The organism is Planococcus notacanthi (assembly GCF_030407825.1).
Taxonomy (GTDB): Bacteria; Bacillota; Bacilli; order Bacillales_A; family Planococcaceae; genus Planococcus; species Planococcus notacanthi.
Map to the genome: position 1 here is coordinate 21,917 of NZ_JASDCQ010000002.1, position 24,393 is coordinate 46,309.

At 44.9% G+C, this 24,393-nt stretch carries 22 protein-coding genes; 20 read left to right on the forward strand and 2 right to left on the reverse strand.

Features of this window, described 5'->3' with window-relative positions:
• The first annotated feature begins 25 nt into the window (after positions 1–25).
• Complete coding sequence (gene ychF, locus QMA01_RS07560; protein WP_203340389.1) at positions 26–1,126, forward strand: redox-regulated ATPase YchF; 1,101 nt, start codon at positions 26–28, stop codon at positions 1,124–1,126.
• Between the two features lie 241 nt (positions 1,127–1,367).
• Positions 1,368–1,748, forward strand: a complete 381-nt coding sequence (locus tag QMA01_RS07565) for a gamma-glutamylcyclotransferase family protein (RefSeq protein ID WP_290214663.1) — start codon at positions 1,368–1,370, stop codon at positions 1,746–1,748.
• A 14-nt stretch (positions 1,749–1,762) separates the two neighbouring features.
• Here the strand turns inward: QMA01_RS07565 and QMA01_RS07570 are convergent, their stop codons facing one another.
• Positions 1,763–2,323, reverse strand: a complete 561-nt coding sequence (locus QMA01_RS07570) for a DUF3267 domain-containing protein (protein WP_290214664.1) — start codon at positions 2,321–2,323, stop codon at positions 1,763–1,765.
• Positions 2,324–2,500: 177 nt separating this feature from the next.
• Between QMA01_RS07570 and rpsF the strand changes: the two genes are divergently transcribed.
• From rpsF to QMA01_RS07660, 18 genes are all read left to right on the forward strand, one after another.
• On the forward strand, positions 2,501–2,788 hold the full coding sequence (rpsF, locus tag QMA01_RS07575) for a 30S ribosomal protein S6 (RefSeq protein WP_106533339.1): 288 nt from the start codon (positions 2,501–2,503) through the stop codon (positions 2,786–2,788).
• A 50-nt stretch (positions 2,789–2,838) separates the two neighbouring features.
• A complete protein-coding gene (gene ssb / locus QMA01_RS07580; RefSeq protein ID WP_008427713.1) occupies positions 2,839–3,312 on the forward strand; it encodes a single-stranded DNA-binding protein in 474 nt (157 codons plus the stop codon).
• A 49-nt stretch (positions 3,313–3,361) separates the two neighbouring features.
• Positions 3,362–3,598, forward strand: a complete 237-nt coding sequence (rpsR, locus tag QMA01_RS07585; RefSeq protein ID WP_006830564.1) for a 30S ribosomal protein S18 — start codon at positions 3,362–3,364, stop codon at positions 3,596–3,598.
• 341 nt (positions 3,599–3,939) lie between these two features.
• Positions 3,940–4,899: a YybS family protein gene (locus tag QMA01_RS07590; protein ID WP_203340386.1), complete on the forward strand. Its 960-nt coding sequence runs from the start codon at positions 3,940–3,942 to the stop codon at positions 4,897–4,899.
• Between the two features lie 14 nt (positions 4,900–4,913).
• Positions 4,914–6,890 carry a DHH family phosphoesterase gene (locus QMA01_RS07595; RefSeq protein ID WP_191714543.1) on the forward strand — a complete coding sequence of 659 codons (1,977 nt, stop codon included), beginning with the start codon at positions 4,914–4,916 and terminating at the stop codon, positions 6,888–6,890.
• Complete coding sequence (gene rplI / locus QMA01_RS07600) at positions 6,887–7,336, forward strand: 50S ribosomal protein L9 (RefSeq protein ID WP_290214665.1); 450 nt, start codon at positions 6,887–6,889, stop codon at positions 7,334–7,336. Before QMA01_RS07595 ends, rplI begins: the two co-directional genes overlap by 4 nt.
• Positions 7,337–7,348: 12 nt before the next feature.
• On the forward strand, positions 7,349–8,704 hold the full coding sequence (gene dnaB / locus QMA01_RS07605) for a replicative DNA helicase (RefSeq protein WP_191714545.1): 1,356 nt from the start codon (positions 7,349–7,351) through the stop codon (positions 8,702–8,704).
• 131 nt (positions 8,705–8,835) lie between these two features.
• Positions 8,836–10,122 (forward strand): adenylosuccinate synthase, encoded by a 1,287-nt coding sequence (locus tag QMA01_RS07610; RefSeq protein WP_191714546.1) that lies wholly within the window; start codon positions 8,836–8,838, stop codon positions 10,120–10,122.
• A 375-nt stretch (positions 10,123–10,497) separates the two neighbouring features.
• Positions 10,498–11,775 (forward strand): peptidoglycan DD-metalloendopeptidase family protein, encoded by a 1,278-nt coding sequence (locus QMA01_RS07615; RefSeq protein WP_290214666.1) that lies wholly within the window; start codon positions 10,498–10,500, stop codon positions 11,773–11,775.
• Positions 11,776–11,966: 191 nt separating this feature from the next.
• Entirely contained in the window at positions 11,967–12,674 is a 708-nt protein-coding gene (gene yycF, locus QMA01_RS07620) for a response regulator YycF (RefSeq protein WP_191714548.1), read from the forward strand.
• Between the two features lie 9 nt (positions 12,675–12,683).
• Complete coding sequence (gene walK / locus QMA01_RS07625; protein ID WP_191714549.1) at positions 12,684–14,513, forward strand: cell wall metabolism sensor histidine kinase WalK; 1,830 nt, start codon at positions 12,684–12,686, stop codon at positions 14,511–14,513.
• Complete coding sequence (locus QMA01_RS07630; protein ID WP_290214667.1) at positions 14,504–15,835, forward strand: YycH family regulatory protein; 1,332 nt, start codon at positions 14,504–14,506, stop codon at positions 15,833–15,835. Before walK ends, QMA01_RS07630 begins: the two co-directional genes overlap by 10 nt.
• Entirely contained in the window at positions 15,822–16,631 is an 810-nt protein-coding gene (locus QMA01_RS07635; RefSeq protein WP_290214668.1) for a two-component system regulatory protein YycI, read from the forward strand. The genes QMA01_RS07630 and QMA01_RS07635 overlap by 14 nt, the downstream gene beginning before the upstream one ends.
• 12 nt (positions 16,632–16,643) lie before the next feature.
• Entirely contained in the window at positions 16,644–17,432 is a 789-nt protein-coding gene (locus QMA01_RS07640) for an MBL fold metallo-hydrolase (RefSeq protein ID WP_191714552.1), read from the forward strand.
• Between the two features lie 390 nt (positions 17,433–17,822).
• A complete protein-coding gene (locus tag QMA01_RS07645) occupies positions 17,823–19,025 on the forward strand; it encodes a S1C family serine protease (protein WP_290214669.1) in 1,203 nt (400 codons plus the stop codon).
• Between the two features lie 671 nt (positions 19,026–19,696).
• Positions 19,697–19,861: a CxxH/CxxC protein gene (locus QMA01_RS07650; RefSeq protein WP_203340380.1), complete on the forward strand. Its 165-nt coding sequence runs from the start codon at positions 19,697–19,699 to the stop codon at positions 19,859–19,861.
• An 89-nt stretch (positions 19,862–19,950) separates the two neighbouring features.
• The gene (rlmH, locus tag QMA01_RS07655) at positions 19,951–20,430 is read left to right on the forward strand and encodes a 23S rRNA (pseudouridine(1915)-N(3))-methyltransferase RlmH (protein ID WP_191714555.1); all 480 of its coding nucleotides are present in this window, start codon (positions 19,951–19,953) and stop codon (positions 20,428–20,430) included.
• Positions 20,431–20,693: 263 nt separating this feature from the next.
• The gene (locus tag QMA01_RS07660) at positions 20,694–22,202 is read left to right on the forward strand and encodes a DUF1846 domain-containing protein (RefSeq protein WP_290214670.1); all 1,509 of its coding nucleotides are present in this window, start codon (positions 20,694–20,696) and stop codon (positions 22,200–22,202) included.
• Positions 22,203–22,363: 161 nt separating this feature from the next.
• Here QMA01_RS07660 and QMA01_RS07665 read toward each other — a convergent pair whose 3' ends face one another.
• Positions 22,364–24,289: a sigma-70 family RNA polymerase sigma factor gene (locus QMA01_RS07665; RefSeq protein WP_290214671.1), complete on the reverse strand. Its 1,926-nt coding sequence runs from the start codon at positions 24,287–24,289 to the stop codon at positions 22,364–22,366.
• Positions 24,290–24,393 lie beyond the last annotated feature (104 nt).

Consider the following 24,393-nt stretch of genomic DNA (forward strand, 5'->3'; position numbering starts at 1 on the left):
ATATAGAGGAAAGGTTGTGCATCCTATGGCATTAACTGCAGGGATTGTAGGATTACCAAACGTTGGGAAATCCACATTATTTAATGCAATAACAAAGGCGGGCGCTGAAGCAGCAAACTATCCGTTCTGTACAATAGATCCAAACGTCGGAATCGTTGAAGTACCGGATGAGCGACTTGATAAATTGACTGAACTAGTAGATCCGAAAAAAACCGTACCGACGGCTTTTGAATTTACCGATATTGCCGGAATCGTAGAAGGCGCCAGCAAAGGTGAGGGATTAGGAAATAAATTCCTTTCCCACATTCGCGAAGTTGATGCGATTTGCCAAGTTGTCCGTTGTTTTGCTGACGACAACATCACGCACGTAACTGGAAAAGTGGATCCGATCGCTGACATTGAAGTCATTAACCTGGAATTGATCTTAGCAGATATGGAAAGCATCGAAAAACGCATTGCGCGCGCAGCAAAATTGGTGAAACAAAAAGACAAAGACGCTGTTGCTGAAGAACCGGTTCTGATGAAATTGCGTGAAGCCTTTGAAAATGGCCAATTGGCGCGTTCAATCGAATTCACAGAAGACGAACTGCGCATTGCAAAAGGTCTGAACCTATTGACGATCAAACCGATGCTGTACGTAGCAAACGTATCAGAAGATGAAATCGCAGATGCGGACAACAATGAATACGTTCAACAAGTACGTGATTTCGCTGCTAAAGACAATGCAGACGTAATCGTAATTTGCGCGAAGATCGAAGAAGAAATGGCTGAATTGGAAGACGAAGAAAAAGAAATGTTCCTTGAAGAATTGGGCATTAAAGAGTCCGGACTCGATCAATTGGTTAAGGCTTCGTACAGCTTACTTGGATTAGCCACTTACTTTACAGCGGGTGTTCAGGAAGTTCGTGCATGGACATTTAAAAAAGGCATGAAAGCACCACAATGTGCCGGCGTCATCCACTCTGACTTCGAACGCGGATTTATCCGTGCCGAAACTGTGGCTTATGAAGACCTGGTTGAAATGGGTTCAATGGCAGCAGCTAAAGAAGCAGGAAAAGTGCGTCAAGAAGGTAAAGAATACATCGTCAAAGATGGCGACGTAATGTTGTTTAGATTTAACGTCTAAAAGCGGAGGCGCCTGTCCAGCCCCGACAAGCGCTGGAGACCTTGCTGGTAATGGCGTACTTTTGCCATTGCTGGCAGGGGCGAAGCGACCTCGAGGGGCTAGGCGCCGCAGCTGGATAAGTCTAAAAGCGGAAACGACCGTTCTGCCTTAAAAGTATTTAAAGTTCGAATGTGCAGTACCACAAAACTAAAAAGCAACCGGATGCCTTACCGCATCCGGTTTTTGCATGGAGGAATAGAAGATGTTGTTATTTGCATACGGAACGCTGAAACAAGGCGGGAAGTATCATTGTTATTTGGAAGAAGCGGAATTGGTGGAAGAACAGGCAACAGCAAAAGGAACATTGTACGATACCGGAATGGGCTACCCGGCAATGGTTTTGTCGGATAATGGGCAGGTTGAAGGAGAAATTTATGAAATTCCTGACGTCCTTTGGCCGGCTTTGGATTATTTGGAGGACTATTCAGGGAATCCTGAAACCGATTTGTATGAAAAGGTGACGATTACCGTGCAGGCGGGAAGCGAAACGCTTGAAACGCTCGTTTATCTGGCAAAAGATGAAAAAATACTGAAGCAGCAGATCTCTACAGGAACATGGGATGTAGTTCATTCGGTAGTATAGAAAAAGCGCCGATATCAGTCGGCGCTTTTGTTATGTTCAGGGTATTGATCATAGACGTGCAGGCGCGGCAATGAAGGGTCATCAATGATCCATGCGGCATTTTTTTCTTTGCGTAATTCCTTATACATGATGAAGTCGCCGAACGCTCCAGCGGTCAGCATGGCACCGAGCAGGACAAGCACCTGGCTGTCGAGCCAAAAGCCTATTACAGTAGGAAGAGCAGCTGTCATCCAAAAAGGCAGCAGCAGTGCTTTGCGCATGGCGTGATTCGGCAGAGGTTTGTTGGTGGTGGCATACGCAATGCCGAGTTTCAAATTAAGGCCATAATTCAGGGAAGACACCGGGACTTTTCCAAATACCACAAAGCCGATCAAATGGAAGATTTCATGGGCGACAATCAACAGCAGGTAGCCGATCAGAAACAACAAAATTCCCGACAATGAAAAATAAAAAGATAATGGTTCGTTCAAAAAATGATAGGCAGCTGCGAATGCCGCCAATAAAAAGACATTGAACCAAAGTGCTTTGGGTGCTATTTCTTCCATTTTCAATTCAATGATATGGGTGGGTGTCATGCCTTCACATCCTTTGCATCTATAATCAAAAGTATAGTTGAATCTAAATGGAAAATCGCGCTTGCGGGACCTTGTGAATTGTGATACAATACTGTGATGTGAGTAATATTTATGAATTGCTTGCTCCTTGCCCGCTGGATACAGCAGGGCCCAAGTCCATGAGGAGGTGACAACACGATGAGAGAATATGAATTAATGTATATCATTCAGCCTGCAATTGAAGAGGAAGCTAAAAAAGCTCTAGTTGAGCGTTTTAACGACATCCTTACTTCTAACGGTGCTGAAATCATCGAGTCGAAAGAGTGGGGTAAACGTCGTTTAGCTTATGAAATCAACGATTTGCGTGAAGGTTTCTACCAGATCGTAAAAGTAAACGCTGGTTCTGAAGCTATCAACGAATACACACGTCTTGCGAACATTAACGAAGACATTATTCGTCATATCGCTGTACGCAAAGACGCGTAAACAGGATAATGGCACTGCAAATTTTTTGACTTGAAGGAGGTTGAATTCTGATGATTAACCGAGTTGTTTTAGTCGGAAGACTGACAAAAGATCCAGATCTTCGTTACACACCAAGCGGCGCGGCAGTTGCCCGTTTTACACTTGCTGTAAACCGGACATTCTCCAACGCTCAAGGTGAACGCGAAACTGATTTCATTAATTGTACCGTTTGGCGCAAACAAGCTGAAAACACAGCGAATTTCCTGAAAAAAGGAAGCTTGGCTGGCGTTGAAGGCCGCATCCAGACTGGTAGCTACGAGGGACAAGACGGGAAACGCGTCTATACGACTGAAGTAGTGGCGGACAGTGTTCAATTCCTTGAACCGAAGAATGCCAATACAGACCGTTCACAAGGGCAGCAGCCTTCCTATCAACAGAACCAATCACCGAGTCCAAGTCAGCAAAACCATACTCGTGTAGATGAAGATCCATTCTCAAGCGGCAGCGGTCCGATAGAAGTATCGGATGACGATTTACCGTTCTAAGATGGACTGAAGCTGACGAACAACTACTAAGCAAAGGAGGTAATTCGATATGGCACCACGTCGCGGAGGAAAAAAACGGAAAAAGGTTTGTTACTTCACTTCCAACAACATCACGCACATTGACTATAAAGATACTGACCTTTTGAAGAAATTCATTTCTGAAAGAGGAAAAATCTTGCCACGCCGTGTTACAGGCACTAGCGCTAAATGGCAACGTAAGTTGACAATCGCTATTAAACGCTCACGTATCATGGCACTTCTACCGTTTGTTGCGGAAGAAAGATAATTAAAGAAAAGCGAAAGCGCCCTAGAATCTGGGTGCTGGAGTCTGGACAATGATTTCAAAAAGACCGGGAAACCGGTCTTTTTTTTATGCCTTGAAACCGGTTGGTAGCCAGGCAAAGGTGCAATGCAAGAATGTAGTTTTTAAGAGGTGGCTTGTAGAATATCGAAGCGCCCGATGACCGAGTTTAAAGAAACCCAAGAGTTGTCCCCTTTGTGTCCGCTTCTCTTTAAAAGTCGGGCTTTTGCGCATTTCCCCAGACACTGCTGGTTTTGTTCAGGTTAATGAATCATGGTACAATTACAAGGATGAAATCTACCCGAAAGAAGGGGAAAAACAGTCATATGCAAAATCAACAAACGCGACAACTTACAAATGGGGCGATGATGGCGGCGGTCTTTACCGTACTGCTGGCGATCTCGGTATATGTGCCTGTTTTAAGTATAGTAAGTACTTTGTTTCTCGCATTGCCGGTCGCTTGGTACAGCGCAAAATATCCCTGGAAAGCTTCAGCGCTTTTCGCATCGGTCTGCCTGGTGCTGTCCTTTATCATCGGCGGGCTTTTGTCAGTGCCGCTGGCGTTGATTCATGTACCATTGGGATTGGCAATCGGCATTTCAATTTATTATAAGAAAAGCAAACTATTTATGTTCATGGGTGCGAGCATCGTGCTCTTGGCGTCATTGATGATCCAATATGTGGCTTCCATTGCTTTGTTCGGCATCAATGTCCTGGAAGAGTTTAAGAACATGTTCGATCAATCTTATGAGCAGGCAGGTTCTATGATGAAGACGATGGGAGCTTCCGAGGCTTCCATAAAAGAATACAATGAGCTCGTGGCGCAAATGCAGTTTTCATTTGAAACGCTTTTGCCGGTGCTGCTGGTATTGGGTGTGTTCATCACGGTCTGGGTCTTGCTGCTGATCCTGCTGCCGATCTTGAAACGCTTGGGGATTGCAGTTCCTAAGTTTCCGCCTTTCCGGAACATGAAATTGCCGAAATCCGTTTTATGGTATTATTTAATCGTGTTGCTTGTCTCGCTGTTATCGGAATTTGAACCCGGGACGATGGCATACATGATTTTCATTAATGCATCCGTGCTGCTTCAATTCCTGTTATTCCTGCAAGGTGTTTCTTTTTATCATTTCTACATCCACCAGGAAGGCTGGCCGAAATGGGTGACAGTGCTGGTGACGTTCTTGGCATTGCCGCTGCAATCATTTACGAGTATCGTCGGAATCGTAGACCTTGGATTTGATATTCGGGGCTGGGTCAAGCGGGCACACGAGTTTAAAGGAAAATAAGGAGCTGAAGAATAATGTCGGCTTTTTTTAGAAAGAGAAAACTTCGATATCCGCTTATTGCGCTGCTGTTTCTTGGTATTGTGGCAGCGATTCTGATTTCACTCTGGTCGGAATGGGCAGCGGGAATATTTACGCTGCTTTTTATTATTGCCTTCGCTGTAGCGTGGGTGACGGAAAAAAGAGTTTATGAAGCCACTGAAAAACACATTGAAACTTTGTCCTACCGAATGAAGAAAGTCGGAGAGGAAGCATTGCTCGAAATGCCGATCGGGATTTTGCTGGTCAATGAAAAATACGACATTGAATGGGCTAACCCCTATATGACATCGACACTTGAGTACGATACATTAATCGGCGAATCTCTTTATACCCTGTCGGACGAGTTCCATACATTGGTGAAATCAGAGGAACCGAGAGAGCTAACCATTACTTTGGGAGAGCGCAAATACCGCGTATTCTACAAAGCGGATGACCGGTTGTTCTACCTTTTCGATATTACCGAGCAAGTGGAAATCGAGACGCTTTATTACGCGGACCGCACGGTTATCGGTATTTTGTTCATTGATAACTACGATGAATTGGCACAAGGCATGGATGATCAGACGCGCAGCAATCTCAACAGCCTGGTGACTTCGCTCGTCAACCAATGGGGCGCCGATCATGGGATTTTCGTCAAACGCATTTCATCCGACCGTTTTATGGCAGTCTTCAACGAGTCGATTCTGAAGGAATTGGAACTGTCCAAGTTCGCCATTTTGGATGACATCCGTGAAGTTACCTCCAAAGATAATTTGGCATTGACTTTGAGCATCGGAGTAGGAGCCGGATCTGCATCATTAGTCGAGCTTGGAGGCCTGGCTCAATCCGGGCTGGATCTGGTGCTCGGCCGCGGAGGAGATCAGGTTGCCATCAAACATCCAAGCGGAAAAGTGAAGTTTTACGGAGGCAAGACCAACCCGGTCGAAAAACGGACACGGGTAAGGGCGCGTGTCATTTCCCACGCGTTGCGTGATTTGATTCAGGAAAGTGATCAGGTCTTTGTCATGGGCCATAAAATGCCCGACATGGATTCGATTGGCGCTGCTGTCGGTGTCGCTAAAATGGCCGCGATGAATAAAGTCAAAGGCCGCATCGTCATCGACTTTGATGAGTATGACCGCAGTGTCATGAGGCTCATGGAAGAAATTGAAGGTGCTCCAGAGCTGTTTGAACAGTTCATCACGCCTGAAGAAGCGCTGGCGGACATGACCGAACATTCCCTGCTGGTCATCGTGGATACGCATAAGCCGTCGATGGTCATAGATGAACGGCTGCTGCAGCGGATGGAACGGGTCGTTTTGATTGACCACCACCGCCGAGGCGAAGAATTCATTACCAACACCATGCTGGTTTACATGGAGCCTTATGCTTCATCGACGGCTGAATTGGTGACCGAATTGATTGAATACCAGCCGAAGCATGAAAAACTGTCTATGCTGGAAGCGACAGCTATGCTGGCCGGAATCATTGTCGATACCAAGAGCTTTACGTTAAGGACGGGGGCGCGGACATTTGAAGCAGCTTCTTATCTGCGGTCGAATGGAGCGGACACCGTGCTGGTACAGCGGATCCTGAAAGAAGACTTGGAAACTTATGTTGAACGTGCGAAAATCGTTCAGACTGTGGAATTTGTCGGAGACGGCATCGCTATCGCCAGAGGCGAACCTGGACGCGTATACAGTCCGGTGTTGATTGCCCAGACCGCAGACATCCTGCTGACGATGAAAGACGTCAACGCGTCTTTCGTAGTGGCTGAGCGCTCAGAAGGCGGCATCGGCATCAGTGCCAGGTCGCTTGGAGAAGTGAATGTCCAGATTGTTATGGAAAATCTTGGCGGAGGCGGCCATTTAACCAATGCGGCCACCCAGATGCCGAACGCAACGATAGAAGAAGCCATTGGCCAACTAAAAGCGGCCATTATGGAAAACAATGAAGGAGGAACAAACGAATGAAAGTGATCTTTTTGAAAGACGTAAAAGGCAAAGGCAAAAAAGGCGAGATTAAAAACGTGGCGGATGGCTACGCACATAACTTCCTGTTGAAAAACAATTTGGCGATTGAAGCGAACCAGGCGACAATCAGCAAATTGGACGGACAGAAGAAGAAAGAACAGAAAGAAGCTGACCAGGAGCGCCAGGAAGCTGAACAGCTGAAAGAAAAGCTGGAAAGCCTGACAATTGAACTGACAGCTAAATCAGGAGAAGGCGGACGTCTTTTCGGATCGATTACAACGAAACAAGTGGCAACAGCGCTTGAAAAAAAACACGGCATCAAATTAGATAAGCGCAAAATGGAGTTGGACGATGCAATCCGTGCGCTTGGCTATACCAATATTCCTGTGAAATTGCATCATGATGTGTCCGCTACGCTTCGAGTTCATGTTACTGAAGAAGCGTAAGGTGGAAGACCGATGAACGAAATGATAGATCGTGTCCCCCCACACAACCATGAAGCCGAACAATCGGTCATTGGTGCCATCTTTTTAGAGCCGCCATCTCTCATCACGGTTGCTGAAATCGTAATGGCAGAAGATTTTTACCGGATTGCCCATCAGAAGATTTTCCAGACGATGCTGAACTTAGCGGATCAGGGGAAAGCGATCGATGTGGTGACTGTAACAGAAGAACTTTCAGTCAAAAAAGAGTTGGAAGACATTGGCGGCTTATCGTATTTGACGGAAATCGCCAATGCTGTGCCAACAGCCGCCAACGTGGCGCATTACGCCCATATCGTTGAAGAGAAAGCATTGCTGCGCCGCCTCATCCGAGTAGCGACGACGATTGTCGAAGACGGCTTTACGCGCGAAGATGAAGTGGAAGCACTGCTTTCCGAAGCGGAAAAGAAAATGATGGAAGTATCGAGCCGGAAAAAAGCCGGTGACTTTACCCACATCAAAGATGTCCTAGTCAAGACCTACGACAACATCGAATTGCTGCATACACGCAAAGGAGACGTTACAGGCATTCCTACAGGCTTCCGCGACCTTGATAAGGTAACTGCAGGGTTTCAGCGAAACGACTTGATTATCGTGGCTGCACGGCCTTCTGTCGGTAAGACGGCTTTCGCGTTGAATGTCGCACAGAATGTTGCGACTAAAACAGACGAAAACGTCGCCATCTTCAGTCTGGAGATGGGTGCTGAACAGCTGGTCATGCGTATGCTTTGTGCGGAAGGCAATATCGATGCCCAAGTATTGCGTACAGGTGCGCTTCAGAACGAAGACTGGCGCAAGCTGACAATGGCTATGGGAAGTCTGTCCAATGCCGGGATTTTCATTGACGATACACCGGGTATCCGCGTCAATGACATCCGTGCCAAATGCCGCCGCCTGAAACAGGAGTATGGGCTTGGCATGATCATGATCGATTATCTTCAGTTGATTCAAGGCCCGGGTAAATCCGGTGAAAACCGTCAGCAGGAAGTATCGGATATTTCCCGTTCCCTAAAAGGCTTGGCGCGTGAACTCGAAGTTCCGGTCATCGCCTTGTCGCAGTTATCCCGTGGAGTGGAGCAGCGGCAGGACAAGCGGCCGATGATGTCGGATTTACGTGAATCCGGAAGTATTGAGCAGGATGCCGATATCGTATCCTTCCTGTACCGTGAAGATTATTACGACAAAGAAACAGAAGACCAGAACATGATTGAAATCATTATTGCCAAACAGCGTAACGGCCCGACCGGTACCGTAAAACTGGCTTTTGTGAAAGAATACAATAAATTCGTCACCATCGACTGGAGCCAGCATGAATCCGGCGGAGACTTTTAAACACGAACATTAAATGTGGTAACACATTTATATGTTCGTGTTTTCTTCTGTTTTGTATTGACGACAGTCCATTTCATTGATACAATAAACACTGTTTGAGACAGGGCATATGCCTAACGGAGGTGCGGACGATGACATCAGTCGTAGTAGTAGGAACGCAATGGGGAGACGAAGGAAAAGGGAAAATCACTGATTTTCTATCTGAACATGCAGAAGTAATTGCACGTTACCAAGGCGGGAACAACGCTGGACACACTATCATTTTTGGTGGAGAAACGTACAAATTGCATTTGATTCCTTCAGGAATTTTTTATAAGGATAAAGTATCGGTAATCGGAAACGGTATGGTTGTAGATCCAAAAGCGCTTGTGAAAGAACTAAAAGGGCTTCACGACCGTGGAGTGACAACCGAGAACCTGCGCATTTCCAACCGCGCACACGTTTTATTGCCATACCACATCAAGCAGGATGAAGTAGAAGAAGCACGTCGCGGAGCAAATAAAATCGGAACAACAGGCAAAGGCATCGGACCTGCTTATATGGACAAAGCAGCACGTGTCGGAATTCGCATGGCGGATTTACTGGACCATGTTGTGTTTGAAGAAAAGCTGCGCATGAACTTGAAAGAAAAGAACCGTCTGTTCGAGAAGTTCTACGAAACAGAAGGATTTACTGTAGAAGAAATTATGGAAGAGTATTATGCATATGGCCAGGAAATCGCCAAATACGTAACGGATACGTCAAAAGTATTGAACGATGCAGTTGACGCTGGCCGCCGCGTATTGTTTGAAGGCGCTCAAGGCGTTATGCTCGATATCGACCAAGGAACTTACCCATTTGTTACATCTTCGAACCCGGTAGCGGGAGGCGTAACAATTGGTGCAGGTGTTGGCCCGACAACAATCCAGCACGTCATCGGTGTCTGCAAAGCCTATACATCGCGTGTTGGCGACGGACCATTCCCAACGGAATTATTCGATGAAGTGGGCCAGCAGATCCGCGAAGTCGGTAAAGAATACGGAACAACTACTGGACGCCCACGCCGCATTGGCTGGTTCGACAGCGTTGTTGTCCGCCATGCACGACGCGTCAGCGGTTTGACGGACTTGACTGTCAATTCGATTGACGTATTGGCAGGCCTGGATACGGTGAAGATTTGTACAGCTTACCGTTACCAAGGCGAGTTGATTACGGAATACCCAGCGAACTTGCGCATGCTTGCTGAATGCGAACCCGTCTATGAAGAACTTCCAGGCTGGCCGGAAGATGTAACAAACTGCAAATCATTGGATGAACTTCCTGCAAACGCACGCCATTACCTGGAGCGCATCGCTCAGTTGACAGGCGTACAAATTTCGATTTTCTCTGTCGGTCCTGACCGCAACCAAACGAATATTGTTACAAGTGTTTGGAGATAATTTAAACATTGCTGATGAAAGCAGTCGCCTCAGGGCGGCTGCTTTTTGCGTTTACTGGGCTTTTAACATTTTCGCCACAAATGAAAAAGGGGGAGACAGAGAAATGTGACAAGTATGACGAGAAAAAAGAGGACGGCAGTTGAAAGAGGGAGGAATGTGCGTTTATTTCCCAGTGATTTCTCTCAGGTATTTTGCTGTAAAGCAAAATAAATCCAATTAATAACTATAAGTGGATGAAATGATACGTTTCCATTACGAGCGCTAAGAATCTGCTTTTCAGGCGTTTGGATGTGCTAAAGTTGGGAAGGAAAAAACGAGATTGCAGAATGGCTGCAGTAAAACGGCATTTGAAGAAATGAAGGAGTTACATAGGAAATGAAATACAGACTAAAAAACAACAAGGCGAGCCAATTGAAAGTAGGAACTGCAGCGGTGCTGTTGGTGTCCGTGATTGGCGCGAATACGATATTTGCGAAAGATGCACCAAAAGAGCTGGAAACAATCCATCATTTATACAGCAACGGAAACTACATTGGAGCGGTTTCACAAGAGGATCCGGTTGAAGAGCTGATCGAAGAAAAGCTGGTGGAAGTGGACCAGCAATTCAAGAATTTGAAACTGCAGCCGAGCGAGGACTTCAAAGTGGTGACCGAACAGAGTTTTTCACCCAATGAAGCTGACGAGGAAGAAGTGCTGGACCGGCTAGATGGACAATTGGAGATCAAAGCATCGTCGTTTGCACTGGCTCTTAATGATGAACTGACGGTTTATCTGAAGGATCGGGCAGCTTATGAAGAAACGGTTCAGCTTTTGAAGCTGGCAGCCGTTTCTGAAGAAGAATTGAAAATCTGGGAAGATCAACAGGCTGCTGCAGAAAACTTGCGGGAAGTGGAGGCAGGAGAAACACAGATAGCTGATCTGGCCATCAGCCATAAAATCTCAGGAGTGACCCGGCAGGTTGACCCGGCAAAAGTCTTGACTGCCGAACAGGCGGCTGCTTTCCTGTTGGACAAAGCTAAGGTAAAAGTTATGGTGACAAAACAACAGAACGAAAAACAAGCCGTCGATTACAAAGTCGTTGAAAAAGAGGATTCGACGTTATTGATTGGCGAAACGAAAGTGGAACAAAAAGGGCAACAAGGCGAAAAAATGGTCAGTTATACAATACGTGAAGAAAACGGCAAACAGCTGGAGCGCGTGGCAGGGGAAGAAGAAGTCCTCAAGGAGCCGGTAGAGGAAATTGTGCTGAAAGGCACCAAAGAACTTCCAACTGTCGGAACGGGAGAGTTTGCATGGCCTGCTGAAGGCGGTTATATTTCAAGTGGGCGCGGGCAGCGCTGGGGAAGAATGCATAACGGCATCGACATCGCCCAACCGGATGAATTGACGATTAAATCTGCCGACCATGGCATTGTCAAAGCAGCAGGAGCTGCAGGCACTTTTGGAAACCGTGTAGTAGTCGATCATCAAAACGGCTATGAAACCATTTACGCTCATCTGTCTTCCATTGATGTAAGGGTGGGAGATAAGGTCCCGAAAGGCACCAAGCTTGGGAATATGGGCAGTACAGGGCGTTCAACGGGGCTTCATCTGCATCTGGAAATATCATTGAATGGAGTTACGCAGAATCCGTTAAACTACATCTCTTCATAAAGTTCCAGGCCGCGCCATGAAAATGGCCGGTTTTTTCTTTGGTGCTTACGCCATGCCTGCCTGATCCGATCAGGGGCTTAGCCGCTGATAGGTGCGAAATGCCCTAAACAATGATAAAGTATAGGGTAGTAAAGAATGTGCAACGGCTGTCAAAATAGGGTGTAAGCGGGAAGAAAAAGGGGAGAAAAATGATGAGTAAAACCATTTTGGTTGTAGACGATGAGAAACCGATTGCAGATATTCTGCAGTTTAACTTAAAAAAAGAAGGCTTCAATGTGGTATGTGCTTACGATGGAGATGAAGCGATTAAGATTGCCGGTGAAATTCAGCCGGATCTGATGTTGTTGGATATCATGCTGCCGAACCGTGATGGCATGGAAGTGTGCCGAGAAATCCGTAAGAAATTCGATTTCCCGATTATCATGCTGACGGCGAAAGACTCGGAAATCGATAAAGTTCTCGGCTTGGAATTGGGGGCAGACGATTATGTCACAAAGCCTTTTTCAACCCGTGAATTGATTGCGCGTGTAAAAGCAAACTTGCGCCGCCAAAACATTGCGCCTGCTGAAGAAGAAGGGCAGAATTCAAACGATATTCAGGTCGGTTCATTGACGATTCAGCCGGATGCCTATTTGGTCCTGAAGCGTGATGAAACCATTGAATTGACCCACCGTGAATTCGAGCTGCTCCATTACCTCGGAAAACATATCGGCCAGGTCATGACGCGGGAGCATTTACTGCAGACTGTATGGGGCTATGATTATTTCGGGGACGTTCGGACAGTGGATGTCACAATCCGTCGCTTGCGTGAAAAAATCGAAGACAACCCAAGCCATCCGGCGTGGATCGTGACACGCCGCGGCGTGGGCTATTATTTGCGAAACCCTGAACAGGAGTAGGTCGAGTTAATGTCTAAAGTGAATTTTTTAAAATCGATACATGTGAAGTTTGTATTAATCTATATTCTGTTGATTTTGCTGGCGATGCAGATCATCGGACTTTATTTTGCCCAGCAGCTTGAAGAAACCCTGAAAGGGAACTTTGAAAGCTCCATTAGAGACCGTATGGAAATTATTGAATTCAGTGTCCGGGAAGAAATGATCAAAGAGCGCACAGAGGAAGACCTGACTCTCGAGCAGACATTGCGGACCGTATTATATGGTTTCCAGTCGGACGACATCATTGAAATACGCGTCGTCAATACACGCTACAGCATTCTGGCGTCGTCAGTTATCGAAAACCAGTCATCCGTTGGCCAACGTTCCACGAATGATCTCGTCCGGCGTTCCATCATCGGAGAAACAGAGCTGGAGCAAACGTATGTGGATGAAGAAAGTGAAGAACGCATATGGGTGCGGACGCAGCCGATCATTGCAGCTGGCGGGGAAGTATTGGGAACGTTATACGTCGTGGCGGAAATTGAGAATGTCTATGACCAAATGGACGACATCAACTCTATTTTGGCTGTCGGCACCGCGATTTCTCTTGTGATCACGGCGATTTTGGGGATTCTGGTTGCCCAAACTATTTCACGTCCGATTGCTGATATGCGGAGACAAGCGCAGGCAATGGCTAAAGGGAATTTCTCACGCAAAGTGCGCGTTTACAGCGATGATGAAATCGGGCAGCTTGCCCGTGCCTTCAACCACTTGACGAACCGGCTGCAGGAATCCCAGCAGTCGACTGAAAGTGAACGCCGCAAGCTGGCATCTGTCCTTTCCAATATGACCGATGGCGTTTTGTCGACGGACCGGAGAGGCCGCATTATCCTGATCAACGATCCGGCTCTGCAACTGCTGAATGTTTCACGTGAAACGGTGATTAACCGTCCGGTAACCAGCATATTGGGACTGGAAGAGGAATATACTTTTGAAGATTTGATTGATATGAAAGAGGCACTGACGCTCGATTTCAGTTCATATGAGCAAAGTACTTTACTGCGGACGACGTTTTCAGTCATCCAAAAAGAAACAGGTTTTGTCAATGGGCTGATTGCAGTCCTGCATGACAATACAGAGCAGGAAAAAATCGATATGGAACGCCGTGAATTCGTGGCCAATGTCTCGCATGAATTGCGGACCCCATTGACGACCATGCGCAGTTATTTAGAGGCATTGGCGGATGGGGCTTGGCAAGATCCGAACTTGGCACCAAACTTCCTGAATGTCACGCAAACAGAGACGGAACGGATGATCCGGCTCGTTAATGATCTGCTGAAATTATCGAAAATGGATTCCAGTGACACGGAATTGAGCAAAGAAATGGTTGAGTTCAATGTCTTCTTCAATCGCATCATTGACCGTTTCGAAATGTCGAAATCCCATAAAGTCCGCTTTGAACGGCAGTTGCCGAAAGAACAGTACTTTGTGGAAATCGATCCTGATAAATTGACGCAGGTGATTGATAATATCATTTCCAATGCCTTGAAATATTCGCCGGAAGGCGGAAAAGTCCGTTTTGGCATGACCGTGGAAGAAGGATTCCTGCTGATTCAGATCAGTGATGAAGGAATGGGCATTCCAAAAGAAAATGTCGATCGTATTTTCGACCGCTTTTATCGCGTAGACCGCGCGCGTTCCCGCGAAATGGGGGGAACAGGTTTAGGATTGGCCATTTCAAAAGAGATGATTAACGCTCATGGCGGCGTCATTTGGGCAGAAAGCAAGTATGGAAAAGGAACGACTATTTTCTTTACATTGCCTTTCGAAATGGACGACGATGGAGGTGAGTGGGATTGAAATACGTAGAGCAAATTAAGTCGATAGCATTGTTTTTGCTGATCCTGCTCAGTCTGGCATTGACCTTTACAATCTGGACGTTCACTCCTACCCACGAAACCATCGCGCCTTCAGCCATCGTTGAAGAGCCGATAGCAGAAATCAAGAACACGGAAGAAGTTGTCCGCCCGGTAAAAGTGCTGTTCCATAGCGAAGAGACTGTTACAGGAACTGATGAACAAAGCAGTATCGAGGCAATATTGGACGCGGTGCAGCTTTGGGAGATCCGGGATATAAGGCTCGTTCAGGAAGAAGCGACTCCTGATGCTGTTGAATCCTATATGCACAGTTCCGAGCGAGCGGTCATTTATTATCCAGGTCCGATTCCTTTTCCGGTATTCGATTCGATAACCAATATTGCAGATGTAGCGATTCCCGAATCTTCCTTTAACCGCATTGTCATCGAATGGGAAGCGCCTGCTAATGATCAGCCAGCACTGTATTTTATCAATACGGTATCCGGCAGAATTTATAAAGCGACTGTTCCGCCGGCAGCGTTCAAGCAATTTGAAGAGGAATTTGTTACTAAGGCGGCTGAATACGAAACATACATCACGGATGAAGCAATCGGCTCATTGCCGATTTATGTGCAGGAAGGCGAAGTCGAAAAATCGAGAGTGAATTATTTGCTGGATGAAATATCGACAGCAAGGTTTGCCGAATCACTGTTGGACAGTCCGGGGCTGGCATTATCGGCGGATTTCATGACACAAGAATACACGGATGATTCAGGTGCTTTGATGAGGGAAAACTCAAATAACAAAAGCATCAGCTATGTCCAGCCAAAAGCGGAAACTTCAGATCCGGCAATCCCTTCAGATCTGCTGTTCGATTCACTTGGATATGTCAATGAACATGGCGGCTGGACCGATCAGTATTTCTACGAAGGCATGAATTCATTGAAGCAGCAAATTAAGTACCAGCTATATATCGAAGATTTGCCGGTTTTCAGCACAAGCATAGCCACAGGTTTAGAGATTACCTGGGGAGTGGATGCAGGCGAGGAACAAGTGTACAGCTATCTTCGGCCAACCTATCAATTGGAATCTGAAGCAGAAAAAAGAATGATGGTACTGGCTTCCGGAAAAGATGCCCTGAATGCCGTTAAACAGCTGGATACCGATTTGTCTGCTATAACGGATATTAAACCGGGCTATAAATTGACGGAAAGCGAAGAAAATAAGTTGATCACGTTTGAACCGGCTTGGTATTTCGAAACGAATGGTGCCTGGGCAGAACTGACGAGTGAATTGACAGGAGGTCGTAAGCTTGGATTGGAATAAAACCAAGACCATCTTTATTATTGTCTTTTCCATTTTAAACGTCTTTTTGTATTCCTTGTATTTGGATCGCTATACAGAAGCCGAGAATTTAGAAGAACTTCCCGAATCATCGGTGGATGAAAAATTAAAAGACGACAAAATCACATATTCAAACCTTCCGGAAAATGTTCAGGATATGCCTTATATTCGAGGCGACATTAAAACCTTCACGGCTAAAGAAGCACCAAAAGATAATGTACGTGTCAATATTCAGGACGGCAAGCAGCTCCAAGTAGCTTTTGAAAAGCCAGCTGCTCTGGCAGGAGAACCGGAAAGCGCTGAAGCGTTGATTGCTTTCCTTAAAAAAGAAGTCTATAAAGGGACTTCCTATGGCTTATGGGAAATTGATAAAGAACAAAACAAAGCGGTCTTTTTCCAAATTTTTAACGATGACATGCTTTATTTCAGTGAATATGGAAAAGTCACGGTTTACTGGAATGAAGATGGCGATGTTGTCCGCTACGAACAAACGATGTTTACGGATATCATTGAAAATCAGGAATCCAAAAAATTATTGTCAGCCATCACGGCGATCCATACGCTGTACCAAAAAAATGCGCTGGAACCCAACTTGACCATCACAAAGACCGAATTGGGTTATTCCATGCATGTTCAGGTTTCAGAAAGCCGGCAAATGTTTGTGCCGACTTGGCATATTGAAGCGGAACTTTCAGATGGCAGCCGCCAGGATTATTTTGTTAATGCGGTAAAAGATGGAGTCATCGAATTGAATCAACCACAAGAGGCAGTAGAGTAAGGAGATTTTGCTATGCAATTCAGTGTATTAGCCAGCGGCTCAAGCGGCAATGCCACTTATATAGAAAACGAAGGACATTCCTTTTTGGTCGATGCCGGATTGAGCGGCCGCAAGATGGAAGAATTGTTTGCGGCAATCGGCAAGAAAATGAGTGATTTGGACGGCATCCTGGTTACTCATGAACACAGCGACCATATTAAAGGGCTCGGCATCGTGGCACGCAAGCACAAGGTGCCGATTTATGCCAATGCCAAAACCTGGACGGCGATGGATGGATTGGTCGGAGCGATTCCAGTCGAACAGCGATTTCATTTCGATATGGATACCGTAAAGACTTTTGGTTCACTGGACATCGAATCATTTGCAGTGTCGCATGACGCGGCGGATCCGATGTTTTATGTTTTCCATGCAGGCGGACGGAAGCTGTCATTGATCACCGACACAGGTTATGTCAGCGACCGGATGAAAGGCGTTATCCAGGCATCGGATGCCTATGTGTTTGAAAGCAACCACGATGTCGGCATGCTGCAGATGGGCCGTTATCCATGGTCTGTCAAACGCCGCATACTCAGTGATGTCGGACACGTTTCCAATGAAGATGCCGCAGTGGCAATGAGCGAAGTGCTCGCTGAAAAACCGACACGCATCTATTTGTCGCATTTGAGCAAAGACAACAACATGAAGGATTTGGCGCGCATGAGCGTCGAACAGACCCTGCAGTCAAAAGGCATCATCGTCGGAGAATACGTCAATCTTCTCGACACCGATGCCAACATCCCAACTAAATTAGTCATTGTGTAAGTTTATTGCTGTTGAAACGCCATTTTGTTGGCTATTCAACAGCTTTTTTATTTTCAGAACTTAAACTGGCTGCTCTCCGTTCCGGTGCTCACTTTCGGGCTTACAGGAGGTGGTGCGACAGGACGTCGCGGTACCATCTGCCAAGAGTTCGCGCAACTGCATTCCAAACATCTAAGTATAGAAAACAGGATTTTTAAGAGTTAAACCAAGATGTAAGAATTAACTCTTTACCATTAAGCGAGCTCAGCGATGTAAAAACAGGCGCTTCAACTTGCTTTGTCAGCTTCAACTTTCTAAACTGTAAAAGTAAGTATAAATTACAGCTTTCAGGAGTCTTAATGAGCGGCTAAGCAGGGTAAACAGGTACTAGATAAAGAAAGGATGAAGGCAATGGGCTATTACAATCAAACACCGAATGGCAGGCAAAAGCCGAGCCGTTTGGGCGCATTTGCTGCCGGGCTTGCAGGAGTGGCGGCGGGTGCATTATTGGTATGGTTATTGTTTTATTCGATGCCGGGGTTGATACCGGATAGTGGCAATGAAACACAGATTGTCCAACAGGAAACCGAAGGACGTTCTGAAGCAGTTTCAGTGGACATCACGACAGATGTCACAGAGGCAGTAGAGATTGCGGCGGATACGGTTGTAGGCGTGACGAATCTGCAGGCAGCCGGAGATTTTTGGTCGCAATCACCTGGACAGGAGCAGGCAGTGGGCACGGGGTCAGGCGTCATCTATAAAAATGAAGGCGGAATCGCACATGTAGTGACCAATCATCACGTCATTGACGGTGCGAATGGCATCGAAGTGACATTATCAGATGGTTCCAAAGTGGAAGCTACGTTGGTCGGCAGCGACATCTGGACGGATTTGGCTGTTCTTGAAATGGATGGAGCCAAAGTACAGGCGGTTGCCCAATTCGGTAATTCAGATGTTTTAAAACAAGGAGAGACCGTCATTGCGATCGGTAATCCCCTAGGGCTGGATTTTTCAGGTTCAGTGACAACAGGTGTGGTTTCGGGAACGGATCGTGCAGTTCCAGTCGATTTGAACGGTGACGGACAAGAGGATTGGCAGGCTGAAGTTCTTCAGACAGATGCCGCCATCAATCCAGGAAACAGCGGCGGTGCTTTAATCAATCTAGCGGGTCAGCTGATCGGCATCAATTCGATGAAAATTGCAACGTCTGCGGTGGAAGGCATCGGTTTTTCGATTCCCATCAATTCTGCAATGCCAGTCATCAATTCGATTGAAGAAAATGGAGAAATGATCCGTCCGGCGATGGGCATTACGCTGATGGATTTGATTCAAGTGCCTCAAGCGCAGCGTCAAGATACGTTAAACCTTCCTGAAGATGTCACACAAGGTGTCGTGGTCAATTCAGTAGTGGAAGGATCAGCAGCGGAGAAAGCCGGAATGGAGCAGTTTGACGTCATTGTAGAGATGGACGGTGTAGCTATCACAGACATCATCGAATTGCGCCAACATCTATATAATGAGAAAAAAATCGGAGATACCATGATAGTAAGCGCCTATCGCGACGGCGAACTGATGGAATTTGAATTGGAGCTTGTCGATAACTCAGCTTTATAGGATAGAGAACCTGTGTAGATACTTCTATACAGGTTTTTTTGTTGGATAAATCGTTTGAGCAATTCTAAAGCAGTATTATTGAAATTAGCTTGAGTGGAATAGTCGGCGTTTTCCATTTGTCTTTCAAGCTTTGCAAAAAATTAAACCGATACTTTGCTATATAAGTTGAAGTGATAATGCAATATAGTCGATATTCCGCAAAAAAGCTGCGAAGACATTAGCCGAAGCTTGCGAGGAGAATGTCTTTGCGACCTAGTGCGCAGCACGAAGGAGCACGGTTTTAAAAGCTACGCTATGAATAGAGGGATTGTCTTCGCTGTTTTGCTTCATATCTTTAGAGATTTCTCTCAGCGCCGGACTGAGCGGGAGCTTTGTTCATAGTGCCAAAGATTTTATAGGCTAGTTCTCTAGTTCAACTTATATAATAAACTTTCGTGTAATACTATTTAAATTCGCTTATTTTTAGATGAATGACAAGATACAATTTCCGAGAAATAAGAAAAAGACATGTGGATAACTTTTTCGGTGTTAATTTTTTATTAACAATCCACAGAGGGAGAAAAGCTTCGCTATCCGTAGCTCTTTTCTTCTGTTAGAATGGGTTGTGGATAAAAGAGAATGAAATGTGCATAACTGTGTGGAATATTCGGAAATCGAAAGAGGTGGAAAAAATGGAGATTAACTGCTGTAAAAACCATGTAGAGCATGCATTAGACATGTTCGTGGCGCAGGCTGAAACATACCCGATTCTTACTGAACTATCTGAAAAAGAAAAGTTATCCACAAAATGCGACTACTGTGAAGAGACTGCAACGTATCTTGTGGCAAACGCATAATTCGGCACAAGATGTAGAAAATCCTGTGGATATGTGTATAACATCTGTGCGTAACTTGTTTGTAAATTTAATGTGAAGGGGGATAACTTGTGAATATCTCAATTATCAGTGTCGGAAAGCTGAAAGAAAAGTATTTGAAGTCGGGCATCGAAGAGTACACAAAACGGCTGGGAAGCTATACAAAGATAAATGAAATAGAAGTAGCAGACGAAAAAGCGCCTGAGCAATTGAGCGACGCGGACATGGAAATCGTTAAAAAGAAGGAAGCAGAGCGGATTTTGGCGAAGATTGCACCGGATGCATATGTTATTGCATTGGCAATCGACGGCAAAATGAAGACTTCCGAGCAGCTGGCAAAAGATATCGAATCACTCATGACCTACGGGCGCAGCAAAATCGTCTTTGTCATCGGAGGATCGTTGGGGCTGCATGATGAAGTATTAAAACGTGCGGATGAAAAACTGTCGTTTTCGAAAATGACCTTTCCACATCAGTTGATGAAATTGATTTTAGTGGAGCAGGTTTATCGGGCTTTCCGGATTATGAAGGGTGAACCTTATCATAAGTAAATGAGGTTTATCCTATTAAATAAAGTCTAACTTATACATGATTTGTCCAAATGCTAAAGACAATTCAGTTATTGAAACTATCTTTGGTAAAGCCACTGCGCTTATTAGGATAACCGACTCAATGAAGCAATTGGACCGATTTACTTTTTCTAAATAAAATTTATAATGATAAAGGATGGATTTTTATTGGGATTTTCTCTTAAAGCGTTTTTATATACTGGGTTAAGAGAAAGCTTGAAGCATAGAAGGCGGGACTGAAATTAATGAAAAAAATTGGATTTGATTCGGAGAAATATTTGCAAGAACAATCAGCCTACATCCTAGAACGGGTGCAGCAGTACGATAAACTTTACTTGGAATTTGGCGGAAAATTGATAGGCGACAAACATGCCAAGCGTGTTTTGCCTGGATTTGATGAAGATGCCAAAATCAAACTATTGCATACATTGAAAGAAAAGGCGGAAATCATCATCTGTGTCTACGCTGGAGACATCGAACGAAACAAAGTCCGTGAAGATTACGGCATCACTTATGACCAGGATGTCTTGCGCTTAATTGATGAATATCGGGCATATGGCATTTCTGTCAACAGTGTCTTGATCACTCGTTATCAAGGGCAACCAACAGTCAAAGTATTTATGACAAAGCTTGAGAGAAGCGGAATTAGCGTCTGCATTCACCGCGAAATCGATGGTTATCCGACAAACGTGGATGCGGTCCTTGGGGAAGAAGGATTTGCGACAAATCCTTACATTAAAACGACAAAGCCGATCGTGGTAGTAACGGCTCCTGGCCCGGGCAGCGGAAAGCTGGCCACCTGCCTTAACCAAATGTACCATGAGAATAAACTGGGGAATGAAGTCGGCTATGCCAAGTTTGAGACTTTTCCGGTTTGGAACTTGCCGTTAAAGCACCCGGTAAACATCGCTTATGAAGCGGCTACCGTCGATTTGAAAGACGTAAATATGATTGACAATTATCATTATGAAGCATACGGCAAAGTTGCGATCAATTACAATCGTGATATTGAGACGTTTCCTGTCATCAAACGGATTATTGAAAGGATTACCGGCAAAGAGTCTGTTTACAGCTCACCGACTGATATGGGTGTTAATCGTCTGAAATCGGGCATTACCGACGATATGGTTGTCCAGGAAGCTGCCAGGCAGGAAATCATTCGCCGCAGTTTCATCGTAGAGAACGACTATAAAAAAGGGCTTGCTGATGAAGACAGTGTACGCCACATGCAAGTGATTCTGGAAGAGACCGGTTTAAAGAAAGAGGACCGGGTACCTGTATTGCCGGCCCGTAATTATGCGAAAGCAATCCAAGCGCAAATTGACAGCACGAATTTACAAGCCGTAATTGCGATAGAACTGCCGAACGGCGAGATAATCACCGGTCGAACGACCACTTTAATGGATGCTTCGGCAGCCGCGATTCTGAATGGGTTGAAGAAATTGACCAATATTTCCGATGAAATTAATTTGTTGTCGCCGATGATTTTACAAACGATTCAACGGTTGAAAACCGATGACTTGAATAGCCGCGTCCCGACATTAAGCGCCAATGAAGTGCTCATTGCACTGGCAATCAGTGCGGTCACCAATCCTACTTCTGAGCTGGCTTATAAGCAATTGCCAAATTTAAAAGACAGCCAAGCTCATTCCACGGTTATATTGAATAGAGAAAACGAACAAACCTTTAAGAAGCTTGGAATCGACATCACCAATGATCCGGTGTATCCAACTGAGAACCTGTATTACAATTAGATTTTAGTAAACACCTGCCTTTTTCTTCTTACCTAGAAGTCTGAGACAGGTGTTTTTCATTTATAGAGTTTATTAAAAAAGTTCATTCTTTTTTTTATGAGAAGACTGCATCTTTTTGCTTTTATAAAGGCTGACTGGTCTCGTTTACTTACCGATAACTTTTAAATATTACTGATAATAAGATTTCCTGTCGCTGCATCTATTCCAACTATCTGTTGTCTTGTTTCAAGTTGCCCCAATTTATATTCTAATACTTCACAGTGTTCATTTTCATTGTACTTTCTAGACCATTGTAAAAAGGCTTCGACTTTTTGTAAGACGGTCTTAACGTCCTCGAATGGTTGAATAGTTGAAGTTTCATAGGATTGAAGTTCGTCTACGTCAATCTTCGGAGACCATAATATATCGATAAATCCAGTTGTTTTGTTTACACCGACGTAAAAACGCTCACCTTCTATTTGTAAATCTTGAGCTAGGTATAGTGGGAAAGTGAAAAATGCACAATTTACTCCATTGAAAGATGGTTTCTCGATTTGTACTTGCAGATAAGGAATGTACTCTTCAAAATACGTTGCAATAAATGTACAGGCAATATCCCGGCAAGCTTCAAATGAAAGGTCAAGCTCTCCTGTACGCTCTTTAAACCACATGAATTCTTTTAGCTTCCCGGAATACTTATCAATTTTTGCTTTTACTGTATCTTCCATACGTTCGAGAAGGAAGCTTTCCATTGTTTTATCTTTCGGCGCTTGCCAATCTTTTTCCCGCCATACGAAGACGAGTGTATTTTCATCTAGTTCCACTTCCCGCAGCTTGACCATCTCCGCCGACACGCCGATTACTTCTTCAATCGTCGCCCGTTTTTCAACTGCCTCTGTGTTTGGAAAGGGGATGAACGTCTCAGGTGCTTCCGGTTCATGCTCAAATGCAGACTGTCCGTCTATGGCATTAAAGGAATGATAGACAATCGGACTTTCATAAACTGGATACAGGCCCGGCTTTGGAACAGAATAAATGTCGCTTGATAAATATTTCATCGATAATTTCCATGGAGCTTTATATAGTTGTCGTAAAATAGCCCCTTCACCAGCAAGCTGCGATGGAAATGCCGGTGGTGCTTTCGTATACTCATTATACTTAAAGCCAATAATTTCACCGGATTTGGAAACGGTTATTTTTGTGGTATAGCTCGCAAGAGGATAGCCTCCTACATATTGATCAAAATAAAATATTGTTTCGTCCTCTTTTTGAATAACATTTGATAACGTTAAATAATTGAGTGCTTCAGCGTATTGCGAAATTAGGAATTGTTCTGCACTAGCTTGCTGCTGTTCTATTGGCAAAAGTGTTCCATTTGTCGAGGGAAGTCTGGTTAACTCGATTAATTTTCCGTTTCGATCAAGAGTCACTTCAATTTCATCGACTAATTCATCTGTCGCCCATATAAATTTTGCCTGCTCATTCGAATAGTCTTCGACAAACAGTTGATAGTCATGAGGAATTGATACAAAATTCAATGCGGATTTGGCCAGTTGTTCTTTTAACATATGGATCACTTCTTTCTCCGTGACTGGTGTGTTCAAATGCTGTTCAAGCTGCTTTTTTAATTGGTTACGACCGCGATGCAAATGTATTTTAATCGTATTGAGCGGCTTATCTAATAGAGAAGAGATTTCTTGTACCGGAAAATCATAAAAATAAAATAGGACAAGTACGGTTTGATAATCTTTTCGAAGCAAAGAGAGTGCCTCATGGACAAATTCATAGGCAGCAGTCTGCCCATGCTCTGTCAGCGATTGTTGTATAAGTTCAGTTTCCACCACAAGTGTCCGCTTCTTTTGCCGAAGGAAAGCAAAGCATTGCCGCATTAAAATTTTGAAGAGCCATGTAGAAAAATATTTTGCTTCCTTTAATTGATGAATTGATTTATAAGCTTGCAGCAATGTCTCTTGTACAATGTCTGATGCGTCTTCTCTGTTGCCGACATAGGAGTAAGCTTTTGAGAGAAGCTTAGGCTTCTCGGTTTCTATTAACTGTTCAAATGCTTCTGGCTGGCCGTCAATAGCTGCTCTTGCTAATTGTTCCATTCAAATACCTCCTATATAGTTAGGGCAATAAAAACGAAAAAAGGTTTCACTGAGGAATTATTTTTTAAAATATCCAGATTGAGGTGAAAAGCGAGCTGTGTGCA

Coding starts and splice junctions, on each gene's coding strand:
- ychF (WP_203340389.1), top strand. CDS start 26: ATGGCATTAACTGCAGGGATTGTAGGATTACCAAACGTTGGGAAATCC.
- QMA01_RS07565 (WP_290214663.1), top strand. CDS start 1,368: ATGTTGTTATTTGCATACGGAACGCTGAAACAAGGCGGGAAGTATCAT.
- QMA01_RS07570 (WP_290214664.1), bottom strand. CDS start 2,323: ATGACACCCACCCATATCATTGAATTGAAAATGGAAGAAATAGCACCC.
- rpsF (WP_106533339.1), top strand. CDS start 2,501: ATGAGAGAATATGAATTAATGTATATCATTCAGCCTGCAATTGAAGAG.
- ssb (WP_008427713.1), top strand. CDS start 2,839: ATGATTAACCGAGTTGTTTTAGTCGGAAGACTGACAAAAGATCCAGAT.
- rpsR (WP_006830564.1), top strand. CDS start 3,362: ATGGCACCACGTCGCGGAGGAAAAAAACGGAAAAAGGTTTGTTACTTC.
- QMA01_RS07590 (WP_203340386.1), top strand. CDS start 3,940: ATGCAAAATCAACAAACGCGACAACTTACAAATGGGGCGATGATGGCG.
- QMA01_RS07595 (WP_191714543.1), top strand. CDS start 4,914: ATGTCGGCTTTTTTTAGAAAGAGAAAACTTCGATATCCGCTTATTGCG.
- rplI (WP_290214665.1), top strand. CDS start 6,887: ATGAAAGTGATCTTTTTGAAAGACGTAAAAGGCAAAGGCAAAAAAGGC.
- dnaB (WP_191714545.1), top strand. CDS start 7,349: ATGAACGAAATGATAGATCGTGTCCCCCCACACAACCATGAAGCCGAA.
- QMA01_RS07610 (WP_191714546.1), top strand. CDS start 8,836: ATGACATCAGTCGTAGTAGTAGGAACGCAATGGGGAGACGAAGGAAAA.
- QMA01_RS07615 (WP_290214666.1), top strand. CDS start 10,498: ATGAAATACAGACTAAAAAACAACAAGGCGAGCCAATTGAAAGTAGGA.
- yycF (WP_191714548.1), top strand. CDS start 11,967: ATGAGTAAAACCATTTTGGTTGTAGACGATGAGAAACCGATTGCAGAT.
- walK (WP_191714549.1), top strand. CDS start 12,684: ATGTCTAAAGTGAATTTTTTAAAATCGATACATGTGAAGTTTGTATTA.
- QMA01_RS07640 (WP_191714552.1), top strand. CDS start 16,644: ATGCAATTCAGTGTATTAGCCAGCGGCTCAAGCGGCAATGCCACTTAT.
- QMA01_RS07645 (WP_290214669.1), top strand. CDS start 17,823: ATGGGCTATTACAATCAAACACCGAATGGCAGGCAAAAGCCGAGCCGT.
- QMA01_RS07650 (WP_203340380.1), top strand. CDS start 19,697: ATGGAGATTAACTGCTGTAAAAACCATGTAGAGCATGCATTAGACATG.
- QMA01_RS07660 (WP_290214670.1), top strand. CDS start 20,694: ATGAAAAAAATTGGATTTGATTCGGAGAAATATTTGCAAGAACAATCA.
- QMA01_RS07665 (WP_290214671.1), bottom strand. CDS start 24,289: ATGGAACAATTAGCAAGAGCAGCTATTGACGGCCAGCCAGAAGCATTT.